General features: G+C 65.1%; 10 protein-coding genes. 9 read left to right on the top strand and 1 reads right to left on the bottom strand.

Translation table 11 applies throughout. From position 1 onward, the window contains the following. Positions 1 to 164: 164 nt before the first annotated feature. The 3 genes from xylB (at position 165) to ABIC75_RS17230 (ending at position 4598) form a co-directional block, all read left to right on the top strand. Positions 165 to 1667, top strand: coding sequence for a xylulokinase (gene xylB, locus ABIC75_RS17240; RefSeq protein WP_354015125.1), 1503 nt, complete (start codon positions 165 to 167; stop codon positions 1665 to 1667). A gap of 49 nt (positions 1668 to 1716) precedes the next feature. Next, positions 1717 to 3054 carry a xylose isomerase gene (xylA, locus tag ABIC75_RS17235; protein WP_354015124.1) on the top strand — a complete coding sequence of 446 codons (1338 nt, stop codon included), beginning with the start codon at positions 1717 to 1719 and terminating at the stop codon, positions 3052 to 3054. Between the two features lie 110 nt (positions 3055 to 3164). Continuing rightward, positions 3165 to 4598, top strand: coding sequence for a sugar porter family MFS transporter (locus tag ABIC75_RS17230; protein ID WP_354015123.1), 1434 nt, complete (start codon positions 3165 to 3167; stop codon positions 4596 to 4598). Between the two features lie 48 nt (positions 4599 to 4646). Here ABIC75_RS17230 and ABIC75_RS17225 read toward each other — a convergent pair whose 3' ends face one another. After that, positions 4647 to 5726, bottom strand: coding sequence for a LacI family DNA-binding transcriptional regulator (locus ABIC75_RS17225; protein ID WP_354015122.1), 1080 nt, complete (start codon positions 5724 to 5726; stop codon positions 4647 to 4649). Positions 5727 to 5908: 182 nt separating this feature from the next. Here ABIC75_RS17225 and ABIC75_RS17220 point away from each other — a divergent pair, with 182 nt between their 5' ends. The 6 genes from ABIC75_RS17220 to ABIC75_RS17195 all read left to right on the top strand — a co-directional run bounded on the left by ABIC75_RS17220 (position 5909) and on the right by ABIC75_RS17195 (position 16804). Beyond that, positions 5909 to 8053, top strand: a complete 2145-nt coding sequence (locus ABIC75_RS17220; RefSeq protein ID WP_354015121.1) for an alpha-glucuronidase family glycosyl hydrolase — start codon at positions 5909 to 5911, stop codon at positions 8051 to 8053. A gap of 23 nt (positions 8054 to 8076) precedes the next feature. Then, positions 8077 to 10083: a sialate O-acetylesterase gene (locus ABIC75_RS17215; RefSeq protein ID WP_436407943.1), complete on the top strand. Its 2007-nt coding sequence runs from the start codon at positions 8077 to 8079 to the stop codon at positions 10081 to 10083. Beyond that, positions 10080 to 11339 carry a D-mannonate dehydratase ManD gene (gene manD / locus ABIC75_RS17210; protein ID WP_354015119.1) on the top strand — a complete coding sequence of 420 codons (1260 nt, stop codon included), beginning with the start codon at positions 10080 to 10082 and terminating at the stop codon, positions 11337 to 11339. The genes ABIC75_RS17215 and manD overlap by 4 nt, the downstream gene beginning before the upstream one ends. Next, entirely contained in the window at positions 11339 to 13015 is a 1677-nt protein-coding gene (locus tag ABIC75_RS17205) for a glycoside hydrolase family 43 protein (protein ID WP_354015118.1), read from the top strand. The genes manD and ABIC75_RS17205 overlap by 1 nt, the downstream gene beginning before the upstream one ends. A gap of 139 nt (positions 13016 to 13154) precedes the next feature. After that, on the top strand, positions 13155 to 15770 hold the full coding sequence (locus ABIC75_RS17200) for a beta-glucosidase (RefSeq protein WP_354015299.1): 2616 nt from the start codon (positions 13155 to 13157) through the stop codon (positions 15768 to 15770). Between the two features lie 11 nt (positions 15771 to 15781). Then, a complete protein-coding gene (locus ABIC75_RS17195; protein ID WP_354015117.1) occupies positions 15782 to 16804 on the top strand; it encodes a sugar kinase in 1023 nt (340 codons plus the stop codon). The last annotated feature ends 2 nt before the right edge of the window (positions 16805 to 16806 follow it).

The following is a 16806-nucleotide window of genomic DNA, read 5'->3' as shown; positions in this document are numbered from 1 at the left end:
AGCGGTTTTTTGCAATGCGACATGCATTTTTGCCAAGCGCTAGTACAGTCTGTCCCAGACGACCTCCTTCCGGCGACTGCGGGCCTTAAGCCACGGTTCTCCGCCTCGGAGGTTTTATTGGGTTACTGTATGGTAGCGCTAACATTTTAGGGGCGAGGCAAGGTATGGGCTTGGTCGTTGGACTCGATGTGGGCACCCAGAGCGTGAAACTGGTGGCCTACGATGCGCAGACGCGGCGCGTGGTCTCGACGCACGGTCATCCCCTGGAACTGATCGCTGGTGACGACGGTAGCCGCGAGCAGAAAGCCGAGTGGTGGATCGACGCGATCCGCGCCTGTTTCTCCAAGCTCGATGCGGCCTCGCGCGCGCAGGTGGTGGCCATCGGCGTGTCCGGCCAGCAGCATGGCTTTGTGCCGCTCGATGCGGACGGCAACGTGCTGGCACCCGCCAAGCTGTGGTGCGACACCAGCACGCAGCGCGAGTGCGACGAAATCACGGCCGCCGTGGGCGGTGCGCACCGCTGCGTGGAGATCGCCGGCAACCCCATCCTTGCCGGCTACACGGCATCCAAATTGCCGTGGACACGCAAGCACCGTCCCGATGTCTACGCCAAACTCGCGACCATCCTGCTGCCGCACGACTACGTGAACTTCTGGCTCACCGGCGAACGCTGGATGGAATACGGCGATGCCTCCGGTACGGGCTGGCTGGACGTACGCACGCGCCAGTGGTCGTCGGAGATGCTCAAGGCGACCGACCCCGATCGCGATCTCTCCGCATGCCTGCCGCCGCTGGTCGAGGCGGATGCCAGCTTCGCCATTGCCGCCGCCACGGCCGACGAATTGGGGCTGCCGCACGATGTGCGTGTCTCCGCCGGTGGCGGCGACAACATGATGGCCGCCATCGGCACGGGCAACGTCCAGGCTGGCGTGTTGAGCATGAGCCTGGGTACTTCGGGCACGCTGTTCGCGTTCGCCGAGCATGCCGTGGTGGACGATGCTGGTAGCTGGGCTGCGTTCTGCTCGTCCACCGGCGGATGGCTGCCGCTCATCTGCACCATGAACTGCACCATTGCCACCGAGAGCGTGGCGAAGGCGTTCAACTTCAGCACGCGCGACGGAGATGCCGTGATGGCAGGCACGCTGCCCGGTGCGGCTGGCCTGGTGATGCTGCCGTTCTTCAATGGCGAACGCACGCCAGACATGCCGTATGCGCGCGGCAGCCTGCACGGCATGGATCTCAACAACCTCACGCGCGCGAACATCTATCGCGCGGCGATGGAGGGCGCCACGTACGCGCTGCGCAACGGCTACGACGCGTTGCTGGCCGCGGGCCTCACCTTCGATGCCATTCGTCTCACCGGTGGCGGCAGCCACAGCGCTGCGTGGCGACAGATGGTGGCCGACATCTTCGACCTTCCGGTGGAAGTGCCGTTGCAGGCCGAGGGCGCCGCGTTCGGCGCCGCGCTGCAAGCACTATGGGCGCTCGATCACGCCAAGGGCGGCAACGCCGATCTCGCCGCCATCGCGCGAGAGCACGTACTCATCGCGCCCGGACTGTCCACGCGTCCGGACGCGAAAAACGTAGCGGCCTACCAGGGCCACTACCGCCAGTTTCTGCGCCATCTCGACGTGGCCAGATCGTTCTATGCGAATCCCCCGGCCTGACTTTGCCGAGTTTGCATTCACCACTTCCTCCGCCAAGGACTCGAATCCCATGAGCACCCCTTTCATCGGCAAACGCGAATTCTTCCCCGGCATCGGACGTATTCCCTTCGAAGGCCTGCAGTCGGACAACCCGCTGGCGTTCAAGCATTACGACGCGACCAAGAAGATCGGCGACAAGACCATGGCCGAGCATCTGCGCTTCGCCGTGTGCTACTGGCATACGTTCTGCAACGCGGGCCACGATCCGTTCGGCCCAGGTACGCGCGTGTATCCGTGGGATGCTGACGCGGCGCCGCTGGCGCGCGCCGAAGCGAAGATGGACGCCGCGTTCGAGTTCTTCACCAAGCTCGGCGTGCCGTACTACTGCTTCCACGACATCGACATGGCGCCCGATGCCGATGACGTGAAGGAGTACGAGAAAAACCTCAAGCACATGGTGGCGCTGGCCAAGGAGCGCCAGCAGGCGACGGGCATCAAGCTGCTGTGGGGCACGGCGAACCTGTTCAGCCATCCGCGCTACATGAATGGCGCGGCCACCAACCCGGATTTTGCCGTGGTGGCGCGCGCCGGCGTGCAGATCAAGGCGGCACTGGACGCCACGGTGGAACTGGGCGGCGGCAACTATGTGTTCTGGGGTGGCCGCGAAGGCTACGCCTCGCTGCACAACACCAACATGAAGCGCGAGCTGGAACACTTCGCGCGCTTCCTCACCATGGCGCGCGACTACGGCCGCAGCATCGGTTTCAAGGGCAACTTCCTGATCGAGCCCAAGCCGATGGAGCCGATGAAGCACCAGTACGATTTCGATTCGGCCACGGTCGCCGGCTTCCTGCAGGCGCACGGCCTGGAGAAGGATTTCAAGCTCAACATCGAAGCCAACCACGCCACGCTCGCGGGCCACACGTTCGAACATGATCTGCAGGTGGCGTCCGACCACGGCCTGCTCGGTAGCATCGACGCCAACCGCGGCAACGCGCAGAACGGCTGGGATACCGACCAGTTTCCGTCCGACCTGTACGACACCGTGGGCGCCATGCTGGTGGTGCTGCGCCAGGGCGGTCTTGCGCCGGGCGGCCTCAACTTCGATGCCAAGGTGCGTCGCGAATCCACCGATGCGGACGACTTGTTCATGGCGCACATCGGCGGCATGGACGCCTTCGCCCACGGCCTGGAAGTGGCGCATGCGCTGCTCACGAAGTCGCCGTTGGAGAAATGGCGCGCGGAACGTTACGCCAGCTTCGACAAGGGCGCGGGTCATGACTTCGCGCAGGGCAAGTTCAGTCTGGCCGAGCTGCGCGAGTTCGCCATCAAGCACGGCGAGCCGGTGAAGACCAGCGGCAAGCAGGAACGCTACGAGAACCTGGTGAACCAGTACCTCGTGCGTTGATGTCGCAAGGACGCGTGTCATGCGCGTCTGATCTGAGTGGTTGGCAGGGCACATGGGGAATGTGTCCCGCCAACTTGGGGAGGCGGAAACAGACATGAGACATCGACGGCATGAACAGCGTCCTGCTTGAAAGATCGGTCACCACGAAGAGCGCGGAAAACACCCGGCTCATCGTGCAGATCAGTTGCGTCGCCACGCTTGGCGGCTTCCTGTTCGGCTTCGACAGCGGCGTCATCAACGGCACCGTCGATGGCCTGAAACAGGCCTTCCACTCCAGCTCGTCGGGCCTGGGTTTCGAAGTGGCTTCGATGCTGCTCGGTTGCGCGCTGGGCGCGTTCTTCGCCGGCCGCGTTTCCGACTACTGGGGCCGACGTTCGGTCCTCATCATTTCCGCCTTGTTGTTCCTGCTCTCCGCGCTGGGCGCGGGTGCAGCGACCACATCGACGCTCTTCATCCTGGCGCGCATCACCGGCGGCTTCGCGGTAGGCGCGGCCAGCGTGATCGCGCCGGCGTACATCGCCGAAGTGGCGCCTGCGCGTTATCGCGGGCGACTGGCCACGGTGCAGCAGATCGCCATCATCAGCGGCCTGTTCACCGCGTTCCTCAGCAATTACCTGCTGGCGCGCGCGGCGGGCTCATCCACGGGTGCCTTGTGGCTGGGTCAGGACGCATGGCGCTGGATGTTCTGGATGCAGGCGCTGCCGTCGGCCTTGTTCCTGGTCTCGCTGATCTTCATTCCCGAAAGCCCGCGCTTCCTGGTGGTGCGCAAGCGCGATGCGGAAGCATCCGCAGTGCTCGCACGTCTCTATGGCGAAAGCGAAGGCCGCGCCAAGTTCACGGAAATCGGCGCGTCGCTGGCACAGGATCGCCATCGTCCGCGTCTGTCCGACCTGCTGGACAAGGCGACGGGACGCGTGCGCCCCATCGTGTGGGTAGGCATTGGCCTGGCTTCGTTCCAGCAACTGGTGGGCATCAACGTCGTGTTCTATTACGGCGCGGTGTTGTGGCAGGCCGTGGGTTTTTCCGAGGCCGATGCGCTGCTCATCAACGTGCTGTCGGGTGCACTGAGCATCGCGGCGTGCCTTGTCGCCGTGATGCTGATCGACAAGGTCGGCCGCAAGCCGCTGCTGTGGATCGGTTCGGTGGGCATGGCGGTGACGCTGGCGCTGGTCACCTGGGCGTTTGCCCACGCAGGCCTCGATGCCGCCGGCAAGCTCAGCCTCGCGCCGGCGATGGGCACGCTGGCGCTGGTGGCGGCGAACGCCTATGTGGCGTTCTTCAACATGTCGTGGGGCCCGGTGATGTGGGTGATGCTGGGCGAGATGTTCCCCAACCAGATCCGTGGTTCGGGCCTCGCCGTGGCGGGCGCCGCGCAGTGGACGTCCAACTTCCTCATCACCGTGACGTTCCCGATCCTGCTCACCGGCATCGGCCTGGCTGGCGCGTATGGCTTGTATGCGGCGGCTGCGGCACTGTCGATCGTGTTCGTGCGGCGCTGTGTGCACGAGACACGCGGCAAGGAACTGGAACAGATGGAGGGCTGAGGCGTGCACCACATCGCCCGCCCCCGTACTCCGTTGCGAACGCCCGCGTCAGCCGCGCGTCTTGCGGCCGGTGGCCACCGGCGGCGCGACGGAATCGCGCTTGACCAGTTGATGGGCGACCACATGATCCACCACCACCTTGGTATCGGTGTCCTTGCGGCGGATGGTGCGCAACAGGATGTCGATGGCCGAGTCGGCCATGCTAGCAATGGGCTGCCGCACGGTGCTGATCTCCGGCCACACGGTGGTGGCGGCGGACGTGTCGTCGAAGCCGACGATGGAAATGTCGCGCGGCACGTCGAGCCCGCGGCGATGCGCCACGGAAATCGCCGCCGAGGCCATGTCGTCGTTGCTCGCAAAAATGGCCGTGGGCGGCTGCTTGAGCGAGAGCAGCTTCTCCACCGCGTCCAGGCCCGAGCGGTAGGTGAAGAAGCCCTGCTGCACCAACGCCGCATCCGCCGCGATGCCGGCTTCCTTCAAGGCGGACTGATAGCCCTCGAAGCGGCGCGCACTTGCCGTCTGGTTGGGATGGCCCTTGATGAAGGCGATGCGCGTGTGGCCCATGCGGATAAGGTGCTCGGTGACTTCCTTGCTGGCGAGGAAATCGTCGATGCGCACGCTGGAAATCTCATGGTTGAAACGGCCCGAGGCGATCGCCACCACCGGCACGCCGGCCTCGACCAGTTCCTCGATGACGACCTTGGATTCGCACAGCGGCGGCGGCAGGATCACGCCCGATACGCTCTTGGCCAGCGCGCGCGCGGCCTTGCGATCACCGCCGGCATCCAGTTCGTCCCAGTCCTCGATGACCAGTTGCGCCGCGGTGCGCGCCGCGCCGCGCAGCGCACCGAGCAGCAGCTCGCGCAGGTAGGCCGCGGACGGGTTGGTGTAGATCAGCGCAATGCGCGCGTCCTGCGCGGCAGCAAGCGAACTGGCGGCAAGGTTGGGGATGTAGCCCAGTTCGCGCACCGCTTCCATCACGCGTTCGCGGGTGGTGTCGCGCACCTTGCTGTGGCCGTTGACCACGCGCGACACCGTCATCGGCGACACCTTGGCAAGCGCTGCCACATCGTCGATGGTGATGGAGCCGCCCTTGCGACGGACCGATTTCTTCCCTGTCTTCCTCATTGCCGTTTCCCCTCGGGCGGTACCGCCGCAGAGCCCGTGACCCCATGGCCACGGCGTCGTTTCGACCGTGATTCTGGCTCGAATATGGACTATTTTCGCACATGTTAGCGTTAACCGTTCTTCTAACATCGGCTGTCAGGAAGGTCTTCGCGTCCGCCCGTCGCCTTCCTGTGCGACACACGATGGCGCACTGCGCCCTGCTGCTGTGTGGCCTGCTGAGCGCCGGGATGGCACATGCGGAGGACGGCTACGATCTCTGGCTGCGCTATCACACGCTGCCCGCAGCGCAGGTCGATGCCTATCGCGCCCATGCGACGCAGTTGATCGCGCCATCGTCCTCGCCCACGCAGCAGGTCACGCGCCAGGAACTGCAGCGCGGCCTTGACGGCCTGCTCGGTCGCACCACGCCGCTGGCCGATGCGGTGACCAGTGACGGCGCCATCGTGGTCGGCACGGCGGCATCGTCGCCGCTCATCGCGCGCCTGCGGCTGGATACCAAGAACCTTGGCCACGACGGCTACCTCATCCGCAGCACCAAGGTGGACGGCCATGCCGTCACCATCGTGGTCGGCAACGATGACGTGGGCGCGCTCTACGGCGCGTTCCGTGTGTTGCGGCTGGTGCAGACGATGCAGCCGCTCGACCACGTCGACGTGCGCGAAGCGCCGAAGCTGCAACTGCGCGTGCTCGATCACTGGGACAACCTCAACGGCCACGTTGAGCGCGGCTACGCGGGCAATTCCCTCTGGAACTGGCAGAAGCTGCCCGACTGGCTCGACCCGCGCTACACCGACTACGCGCGCGCCAACGCCTCCATCGGCATCAATGGCACCGTGCTCAACAACGTTAATGCGCAGGCAGCCATCCTTACGCCGCTGTATCTGGAGAAGGTGAAGGCGCTGGCGGGCGTGCTCCGTCCGTACGGCATTCGCGTCTACCTCAGCGTGAAGTTCAGTGCGCCCATCGAGATCGGTGGCCTCAAGACCGCCGATCCGCTCGACCCACAGGTGCAGCGCTGGTGGCGCGAGAAAGCGGACGAGATCTACCAGCTCGTCCCCGATTTCGGCGGCTTCCTCGTGAAAGCCAATTCGGAAGGCCAGCCGGGCCCACAGGATTACCACCGCACGCACGCCGACGGCGCCAACATGCTCGCCGATGCGCTCGCGCCGCATGGTGGCGTGGTGATGTGGCGCGCCTTCGTCTACTCGCAGGACAACACCGACGACCGCGCCAAGCAGGCGTACACGGAGTTCAAGCCGCTGGACGGCAAGTTCCGCGCGAACGTGCTGCTGCAGGTGAAGAACGGCCCCATCGATTTCCAGCCACGCGAACCGTTCAACCCGTTGTTCGGCGCGATGCCGAAAACGCCGCTGATGATGGAGTTCCAGGTCACCAAGGAATACCTGGGCTTCGCCACGCACTTGGTCTATCTCGGCCCGCTGTTCGAGGAAGTGCTCGCGGCCGATACGATGGCGCAGGGCAAGGGCTCGACCGTGGCCAAGGTGATCGACGGCCAGCTCGATCATCACGCGCTGACCGGCATTGCCGGCGTGGCCAACATCGGCGCCGATCGCGACTGGAGCGGTTCGGACTTCAACCAGGCCAACTGGTATGCGTTCGGACGGCTGGCGTGGAATCCCGTGGCCTCGTCGCGCGACATCGCCAACGACTGGGCGCGCATGACGTTCACCAACGACGAGGCTTTCGTGAAGCCCGTGGTCGACATGATGATGCTGTCGCGCGAAGCCGTGGTCGATTACATGACGCCGCTGGGCCTGCATCACCTGATGGGCCACGGCCACCACTACGGCCCGGAGCCGTGGGACGCCAGCGGCCCGCGCGCCGACTGGACGCCGGTGTACTACCACCGTGCCGATCACGATGGTATCGGCTTCGACCGCAGCAGCACGGGCAGCAACGCCGTCGCACAGTACGCGCCGGCCGTTGCTGCGCAATTCAACGATGCCAGCCGCACGCCCGATGCATTCCTGCTGTGGTTCCACCACCTGCCGTGGACCTATCGCATGCCGTCGGGCCAGAGCCTGTGGGATGCGTTGGTCCAGCACTACACGCGCGGCGTGGATGATGTCGCACAGATGCGTGCCACCTGGGCGCGTCTGGATGGCCACATCGATGCGCAGCGCTACCGCAAGGCCGCCACCTTCCTCGCCGTGCAGCAGAACGAAGCGCAATGGTGGCGCGACGCTTCCATCGTGTATTTCCAGAGCCTCAACGGTCTTCCGCTGCCGGCCGGCTACCAGCCACCCGCGCATTCGCTGAAGTACTACCAGTCGCTTTCGTTCCCCTACGTTCCGGGCTACCAATGATGATCCCTCGCGTATTTCCCAAGATGTCGACGGTTCGCCTGGCAGCGGCGTCATTGCTAGCCTTCGCATGCGCGTCGCCGTTCGCGACGCGTGCGGCCGATGCCGAAGCGCCCCTGCTCAATCCGCTGTTCCAGGATCACGCCATCCTGCAGCGCGATCAGCCCACCCGCGTCTGGGGTGATGCGAAGGCAGGTGATCGCGTCACTGTGACGTTCGCGGGCAAGAAGGTGACGGCGAAAGCCGATGCGAAAGGTCACTGGGAAACATCGCTACCGGCTTCGCCTGCTGGCGGTCCTTATGTGCTGACCGCGAAGACGGGTGGCGGCCATGAGCAAACCATCAGCGACGTGCTCGTGGGCGACGTGTGGCTGTGTTCCGGCCAGTCCAACATGGTGCTGCAGGTGAAGCGCTCGCTGGATGCACGCGCCGAAGTGCAGAACGCGTCGAACGATCGCATCCGCATGCTCACCGTCGACAACGTGAGCAGCGTGACGCCGCTGGACAGCATTCCCGCCACCGATCACTGGCTGAAGACCACGCCGGAAAACGTGCCCGAGTTCTCCGCCGCCTGCTATTTCTTCGCGCGCGAACTGCAGAAGACCGTGGACGTGCCGATGGGCCTGGTGGTGGCCGCATGGGGCGGTTCGCGCATCCAGCCTTGGATGAGTGCACAGGCGTTGCGCAAGGTCGGCGGCTACGACGCGCCGCTGGATCTGCTCGAACTCTACGCCAAGGATCGAACCAAGGCCGGCGAGCAATTGGATGCGCAATGGCGGGCATGGTGGCACTCGCGCCCCGGCGTGGCCGCGAGCGATGAACCCTGGAATCCTGCGCATATCACGCAGGAAGGCTGGCAGCCGGCGCCACTCGACAAGGGCGCATGGCAGCGTTGGGGCAAGCCCGAGTTGGCCAACTTCACCGGCACCGTGTGGTATCGCACGGTGGTGACGTTGACGGCGGCGCAGGCTGCGCAGGCGGCCACGTTGCACTTGAGCACGGTGAACGAGGCCGACCAGACCTGGGTGAACGGCCGCTGGGTCGGCACGACCTATGGCGGCGATCCGCGTTCGTATGCGATCCCCTCTGGCGTGTTGCATGAAGGTGAGAACCCCGTCGCGATCAATGTGCTCAACACCTATCGCGATGGCGGACTCTACGGCGATGCATCGCAGCGTGCGCTGCATCTGGCCGATGGAGGCACCGTCTCGCTGGCCGACCACTGGCAGTATCGCGCGGTGCCGTCGAGCTATGGGCCGCCGCCGAGCGTGCCGTGGCAATCGACGCAAGGCCTGTCCACGATCTACAACGGCATGATCGCGCCGCTGGGCGATTTCACCTTCCGTGGTGCGCTCTGGTACCAGGGCGAATCCAACACCAGCGATCCGTCGCACTACCAGGCCTTGCTGGAAGCGTTGCGCAGCGATTTCCGCGCACGCTTCGGCGCGCAACTGCCACTGTTGATCGTGCAGCTGGCCGGCTATGGCGCGGCACCGACGCATCCACAGGAAAGCGGCACCGCTGGCATTCGAGAGGCGCAGCGTCTGGCGGCTGACGACGACGCACGTTCGGCCTTGGCGGTGACCGTCGATATCGGCGAACGCACGGACATTCATCCCGCGAACAAGCAGGAGCTGGGTCGCCGGCTTGCCCGCGCCGCGCGCCACGTGATCTACGGCGATACCGGGCTGCCGCCTTCCGGCCCCGTGCCGGCTTCTGTGCAGCGTGATGGCGATGCCGTCAGCGTGCGCTTCAAGGACGTCACCGACGCACTAGTGGTCTACGGCGCCGATCATCCGGTGGGCTTCGAACTCTGCACTGCGCAGGAGGACTCGTGTCGTTACGCGGACGCCGACGTGCATGGCGACACGGTGACCTTGCACGCATCACTGCCCGCCGCCGACATCGCGCGCGTTCGCTACTGCTGGGCCGACAGCCCGGTGTGCACGCTCTATGACCGCGCCGGCCTGCCTGCGGGTCCATTCGAATCGCCCGTTACGTCCCATCGTTCTGCCCAGGAAAGCCGTCCATGAGCACCCCGTTGTCGCATGAAGCCGCCTCTCACGCTTCGGCCCGCGATCGCGAGATCGTCGATGCCAAGGTCATCGTCACCTGTCCGGGCCGCAACTTCGTCACGCTGAAGATCACCACGCGTTCCGGCGTCACCGGCCTGGGCGACGCCACGCTCAACGGTCGCGAACTGGCGGTGGCGTCCTACCTGCAGGACCACGTGGTGCCCAACCTGATCGGCCGCGACGCGGGCCGCATCGAGGACATCTGGCAGTTCTTCTATCGCGGTGCGTACTGGCGCCGTGGCCCGGTGACCATGACCGCCATCGCCGCCGTCGACGTGGCGTTGTGGGACATCCTGGGCAAGTTCGCCAACCTGCCGCTCTATCAACTGCTGGGCGGCCGGTCACGCGAAGGCGCGCTGGTCTACGGCCACGCCAACGGCCGCGACATCAGCGAAGCGAGCGAGGAAGTCGGCCGTTTCCGCGAGAAGGGTTTCCTCGCCATCCGCGCGCAGTGCGGCGTGCCCGGCGTGAAGAAGGCCTATGGCATTTCCGTGGGCGGCAAGCCATACGAACCCGCGGAAAGCGAGCTGCCAGCGGAAACCGTGTGGTCCACGCCGCGCTATCTCGACGTGGTGCCGAAGCTGTTCGAGCGACTGCGCGCGGACCACGGCGATGAAGTGGAACTGCTGCACGACGTGCATCACCGGCTCACGCCGATCGAGGCAGCACGTCTCGCGCGCAGCGTGGAGCCCTATCGCCTGTTCTGGCTGGAGGACGCCACGCCTGCCGAGAACCAGAAATCGTTCGAATTGATTCGCCAGCAATCCGTCACGCCGTTGGCGGTGGGCGAAGTGTTCAATTCGATCTGGGATTGCAAGCACCTCATCGAGAACCAACTGATCGACTACATCCGCACCACCATCGTGCACGGCGGCGGCATCACGCACCTGCGTCGCCTGGCGGATTTCGCCGCGCTGCATCAGGTGCGCACCGGTTTCCACGGTGCCACGGATCTCTCGCCGGTCTGCATGGGCGCCGCGCTGCACTTCGATACCTGGGTGCCCAACTTCGGCATCCAGGAATACATGTTCCATTCCGATGAGACCAACGAGGTGTTCCCGCACGACTACACTTTCCGCGCGGGCCGGCTGCATTGCGGCGAAACGGCGGGCCACGGCGTCACCATCGACGAGAAGCTCGCCGCACGCTTCCCCTATGTGCCGAAGCAGTTGCCGATCGCGCGACTCGAAGACGGCTCGATGTGGGATTGGTGATGCGTTCGTTCCGGCGTCGCCTTCTGCTGCCGTGCCTGCTCGCCATGGTCGCCGCGTCGGCGCATGCGCAGGATGCGGTGCTGTTCGACTGGTTCGATTACCAGGGTCATGACCAGGCGTTCGAACAGCCGCTGCCGGCCGGCCACTATCGCAACCCCGTGCTTGCCGGTTTCTATCCGGATCCCAGCGTGATCCGCGCGGGCGACGCGTTCTATCTGGTGAATTCCAGCTTTGCCTACTACCCGGGTATTCCCGTGTTCGAGAGCCGCGACCTCGTGCACTGGAAGCCCATTGGCCACGTCATCGATCGTCCCGGCGAGATCGACTTCGATGGACTGGGCATGTCGCGCGGCCTGTTCGCACCGGCCATCGCGTACCACCAAGGCACGTTCTACGTGGTCAACACGTCGGTGGACCGAGGCGGCAATTTCATCGCGAAGGCGACGAACCCAGCGGGACCATGGTCCGATCCGATCTGGCTGCACGGCGTGGAAGGGATCGACCCGTCGCTGTTTTTCGATGACGACGGCAAAGCGTATCTGCTCAACAACGGTACGCCCGAAGGCAAGCCGCTGTACGAAGGACACCGCGCCATCTGGTTGCAGCAGATCGATCTTGCCAAAGGCGAACCGGTAGGCGCACGCAAGGTCGTCCTCAACGGCGGCACGGACATCGCAAAAAAGCCGATCTGGATCGAAGGTCCGCACCTGTACAAGCACGATGGCTGGTACTTCCTCATGTGCGCCGAAGGTGGCACGGGGCCGCAGCATTCCGAAGTGGTGCTACGCAGCCGCTCCCTCTGGGGCCCGTACGTGCCGTACGAAGGCAACCCCATCCTTACGCAGCGCGACCTTCCCGCTGATCGCGCCGATGCGATCACCAATGCCGGGCACGCCGACCTGGTGCAGGCAGCCGACGGAAGCTGGTGGGCCGTATTCCTCGCCAGCCGCAACTACAGCGGCTCGCACTACAACACCGGGCGCGAAACCTATTTGCTTCCGGTGACGTGGAAGAACGACTGGCCGACGATACTTCCGCATGGCAAGGCCATTCCGCAGGTGTCCGCGGGCCCGGCATTCATGCGGCGCGATGTGGCGCAGGCGCCGTTGACGGGCAACTTCGACGCGCGCGATGACTTCGACGCGCAAGAGCTCGGCGCCGAATGGTTGTTCGTGCGCACGCCCAAGCAGGCCTGGGCGGATCTCGCGTCGCATCCCGGCAAGCTCGCGATCCATCCTCTCGCCGAAGACATGGACGCGCTGCGAAATCCGTCCTTCCTCGCGCGCCGCCAGCAACACCTCGTCTTCGAGGCCAGCACCTCGTTCTCGGTACCGACTCAGCCGGACGTCGAGGCGGGCATCGCGGCGTTTCAGAACGAACATTATTGGTACGCGCTTGGCGTGCGTCGCGAGGGCGACCATCTGCTGCTGTCGCTGCGGCAGCATCGGGGCAACGAAGTGGCTGTCATTGCCAAGACGGTGCTTCCCGCCACGACGAAGGCGTTGAAGCTGAAGATCCAAGGCGATGCCGGCCTGTATGGATTTGCCTATGACGATGGCGCCGGTTGGACGTGGCTGGAACGCCACGCGGATGGCACGGTGCTGAGCACCGACGTGGCCGGTGGATTCATTGGCACGGTGCTGGGGCCGTATGCGCGCCAGCTGGGAAGCAAGTGACATGAGTGGTTTGCCGATGCGTGGAAAGGGGATGTCGATGAGCAGGAAGGAAACAGTGCGCGAGCACCGGCGCTTCACGTGGCGTAGCGCGATATGCGTGGCGTTGCTGGCCGCGGGCCTGCCCTGCCTTGGCCTGGCGATGACCGATGCAGCGACGAAGGCACCTGCGCCGAAGGCTGGCTACCTCGACCTCTCGCGCAGCTTCGAGGATCGCGCTGCCGACCTGGTGTCGCGCATGACGCTGGAAGAGAAGGTTGCGCAGATGCAGAACGCCGCGCCAGCCATTCCCCGCCTTGGCGTCCCGGCTTATGACTGGTGGAACGAAGCGCTGCACGGCGTGGCGCGCGCGGGCGAGGCCACGGTGTTTCCGCAGGCCATCGGCATGGCGGCTACCTTCGATACCGGCCTGATGAGCCAGGTGGCCGAAGCGATCAGCGATGAGGCGCGCGCAAAGCACCAGGAGTTCCTGCGCCGCGATATGCATGCGCGCTACCAGGGACTCACCTTCTGGTCGCCGAACATCAACATCTTCCGCGACCCGCGCTGGGGCCGTGGGCAGGAAACCTACGGCGAAGATCCCTTCCTCACTTCACGCATGGGCGTGACCTTCGTGCGCGGGCTGCAGGGTGACGATCCCACCTACCGCAAACTCGACGCCACCGCCAAGCACTTCGCCGTGCACAGCGGGCCGGAATCCGAGCGCCACCGCTTCGACGTGCATCCCAGCGAACGCGATCTCTACGAAACCTATCTGCCGGCGTTCCAGGCCTTGGTGCAGGAAGGCAAGGTCGACGCAGTGATGGGTGCGTACAACCGCGTGAACGGCGAATCGGCCTCGGCCAGCCAGCGCTTGCTGCAGGATGTGCTGCGCAAGGACTGGGGTTTCGCCGGCTACGTCGTCTCGGATTGCGATGCGGTGGAAGATATCTTCATGCACCACCAGATCGTGGCCAATGCGGAACAGGCCGCCGCGCTCGCGGTGAAGAAGGGCGATGACCTCAACTGCGGCCACACCTATGCCGCGCTCGTCAACGCGGTGCACCAGGGCCTGATCAGCGAAGCGGAGATCGACGTCGCGCTCACGCGCCTGATGCTGGCGCGCTTCCGCCTCGGCATGTTCGATCCCCCGGAACGCGTGCGCTGGGCGCAGATTCCCTACTCGGTCAATCAATCGCCCGAACACGACGCGCTGGCGCGTCGCGCCGCCGATGAATCCATCGTGTTGCTGAAGAACGATGGCGTGCTTCCCTTGTCGCGCGATCTGCATCGCATCGCCGTGATTGGTCCAACGGCTGATGATGTGACTGCCTTGCTCGGCAACTACCACGGCACGCCGGCATCGCCGGTGACCATCCTGCAAGGTATCCGCAGCGCCGTGCCGCAGGCGGAAGTGGTATACGCCAAGGGCGCCACACTGGTGGAAGGCTTCGACGACCAGAGCGGCTTTCCGCTGATCGATGCAAGCTATCTGCGCCCGTCGGCCGATGCCGCCGAGCACGGCCTCAAGGGTGAGTACTTCCGCGGCAACGACTTCGCCTCGGCACCCGTGATCACCCGTGTGGACGGCAAGATCGGTTTTCGCTGGGACCATAGCGCGCCCACGGACGAACTCGTCACGCGCGGCGAACTGCCTGCGGACCAGGCGCTCGATCCCACGCACTTCAGCGCGCGCTGGAGCGGCCAACTCGTGCCGCCTACATCAGGCCGCTATGAACTGAGCGCGGCAGCTGCCGAAGGTTATCGACTCTATCTCGATGGCCGTTTGGTGCTGGACGCGTGGAATCCCGCCACCGCCACGCATGCCGTCAGCGTTCCGATGGACCTGCAAGCCAACAAGGCCTACGACATCCGGCTGGAATACACCAAGGCCGACCACAACGCCGACGTGCGCCTTGCGTGGCGCATGCCGGGCGCCAAGCCGCCGTTCGAGGAAGCGATGGAAGCGGCCAGGCACGCGGACGCCATCGTCTTCGTCGGTGGCCTCAACAGCGATGTGGAAGGCGAGGAGATGAAAGTGAACTACCCCGGTTTCGCCGGGGGTGATCGCACCGACCTGCGCCTGCCGGCCACGCAGCAGAAGTTGCTGCAGGCCTTGCGCGCCACGGGCAAGCCGGTGGTGCTGGTGCTCACCTCGGGCTCGGCGCTCGCCATCGACTGGGCGCAGCAACACGTGCCTGGCATCGTGCTCGCATGGTATCCGGGGCAGCGTGGCGGCAACGCCGTGGCCGACGTGTTGTTTGGCCAGAGCAATCCCTCCGGCCGCTTGCCGGTGACCTTCTACAAGGCCAGCGAAACATTGCCCGCCTTCGACGACTACCGCATGGAAGGCCGCACCTATCGTTACTTCAAGGGGCAGCCGCTGTATCCGTTCGGCTATGGCTTGTCGTACACCACGTTCACCTATTCCGACATGCAGCTGGATCACTCGACGCTGAGCGCCGATGGCCACCTCACGGTGACGTTGAGCGTGAAGAACACCGGGCCGCGCGCGGGCGATGAAGTGGTGCAGCTCTATGTGCGTGCCACGCATCCTGGCCCCTGGCGTTCGAACAAGGAACTGCGGGGCTTCCGGCGCGTGAACCTGCAGCCGGGCGAGGAGAAGCGTGTGTCCTTCGACGTGTCGCCGCGCACCGACCTTCGCTACTACGACGATGTGCGCCACGCCTATGCGGTCGACCCGGGCCGCTACGAATTGCAGGTAGGTGCATCGAGCGCTGATATCCGCCTCACGGCGCCGTTCGACGTGCGCGATTGAGGAAGCTTGCCATGGCGCAACCCTCCCGCGTGGTCTTCTTTGGCGAACTGCTGTTGCGCCTGTCGCCGCCCGGCCACGAGATGCTGCTGCAATCGCCGCGGCTCGATGCGCGCTTCGGTGGCGCGGAGGCGAATGTCGCCTCATCGCTGGCCATCTTCGGCCATCACAGCGTGATGGTGAGCGCATTGCCCGATCACGCGATCGGTCACGCCTGTGCGGGCGAGCTTCGCAGACACGGCGTGGACACTGCCGCGCTGCATTACGCTGCAGGCCGCATGGGCATGTACTTCCTCACACCGGGGGCCATGCAGCGACCATCGGAAGTGATCTATGACCGCGCCGGCTCGGTGTTCGCGCAAACGCCTGCAGCGGATTACGACTGGCCACGCCTGCTCGAAGGTGCGCAGTGGCTGCATCTGTCAGGCATCAATCTCGCCTTGGGCGAAGGCACGGCAGAGGCGGCGATGGCGGCCGTGCATGCGGCGCATTCCCTCGGCGTGCGTGTCTCCTTCGATGGCAACTATCGCAGCAAGCTGTGGGGCGAACGGGCGAAGGATGCGCCGGCATGGATCCGTCGCATCATGGCCGAAGCCGATCTGATCTTCGGCAACGACCGCGATATCGCGCTGGCTCTGAACATGGCCTTTCCCCAGGCGCAGGCGGACGAGCGTTTCCACGCCGCCGCTTGCGCTGTCTTTGAAGCCTTCCCGCGGCTCTCGCACCTGGCGTCCACCGATCGGCGCCACAGCAGCGTGGATGACCAGTCACTGATCGGCTTGCTCGCCACGCGCGAACGCACCTACACCACGGCATCGCGAGCCTTGACCGGCATCGTCGATCGCATCGGCGGCGGTGACGCATTTGCAGCAGGGCTTTTGCATGGCTTCCTGCGCGGCATGCTGGAACAGGCATCGCTGGATTTCGCGCTTGCAGCGGCATGCCTCAAGCACTCCATTCCCGGCGACGTGAATCTGGCGCGCGAAGCGGAAGTGCGGGCGTTCCTCCAGCAGGAAGGTTTCGAGGTCAGGCGTTGATG

Source organism: Dyella japonica (genome assembly GCF_040545895.1).
Taxonomy (GTDB): Bacteria; Pseudomonadota; Gammaproteobacteria; order Xanthomonadales; family Rhodanobacteraceae; genus Dyella; species Dyella japonica_D.
The sequence above is the reverse complement of the archived record's forward strand: the minus strand, read 5'-3'. Positions and strand labels throughout refer to the sequence as shown.

What these genes read in the sequence shown, in the direction of transcription:
- ABIC75_RS17205 (WP_354015118.1), top strand. Translation starts at nt 11,339, where the DNA reads ATGCGTTCGTTCCGGCGTCGCCTTCTGCTGCCGTGCCTGCTCGCCATG.
- ABIC75_RS17200 (WP_354015299.1), top strand. Translation starts at nt 13,155, where the DNA reads ATGACCGATGCAGCGACGAAGGCACCTGCGCCGAAGGCTGGCTACCTC.
- ABIC75_RS17230 (WP_354015123.1), top strand. Translation starts at nt 3,165, where the DNA reads ATGAACAGCGTCCTGCTTGAAAGATCGGTCACCACGAAGAGCGCGGAA.
- ABIC75_RS17195 (WP_354015117.1), top strand. Translation starts at nt 15,782, where the DNA reads ATGGCGCAACCCTCCCGCGTGGTCTTCTTTGGCGAACTGCTGTTGCGC.
- ABIC75_RS17220 (WP_354015121.1), top strand. Translation starts at nt 5,909, where the DNA reads ATGGCGCACTGCGCCCTGCTGCTGTGTGGCCTGCTGAGCGCCGGGATG.
- manD (WP_354015119.1), top strand. Translation starts at nt 10,080, where the DNA reads ATGAGCACCCCGTTGTCGCATGAAGCCGCCTCTCACGCTTCGGCCCGC.
- ABIC75_RS17225 (WP_354015122.1), bottom strand. Translation starts at nt 5,726, where the DNA reads ATGAGGAAGACAGGGAAGAAATCGGTCCGTCGCAAGGGCGGCTCCATC.
- xylA (WP_354015124.1), top strand. Translation starts at nt 1,717, where the DNA reads ATGAGCACCCCTTTCATCGGCAAACGCGAATTCTTCCCCGGCATCGGA.
- ABIC75_RS17215 (WP_436407943.1), top strand. Translation starts at nt 8,077, where the DNA reads ATGTCGACGGTTCGCCTGGCAGCGGCGTCATTGCTAGCCTTCGCATGC.
- xylB (WP_354015125.1), top strand. Translation starts at nt 165, where the DNA reads ATGGGCTTGGTCGTTGGACTCGATGTGGGCACCCAGAGCGTGAAACTG.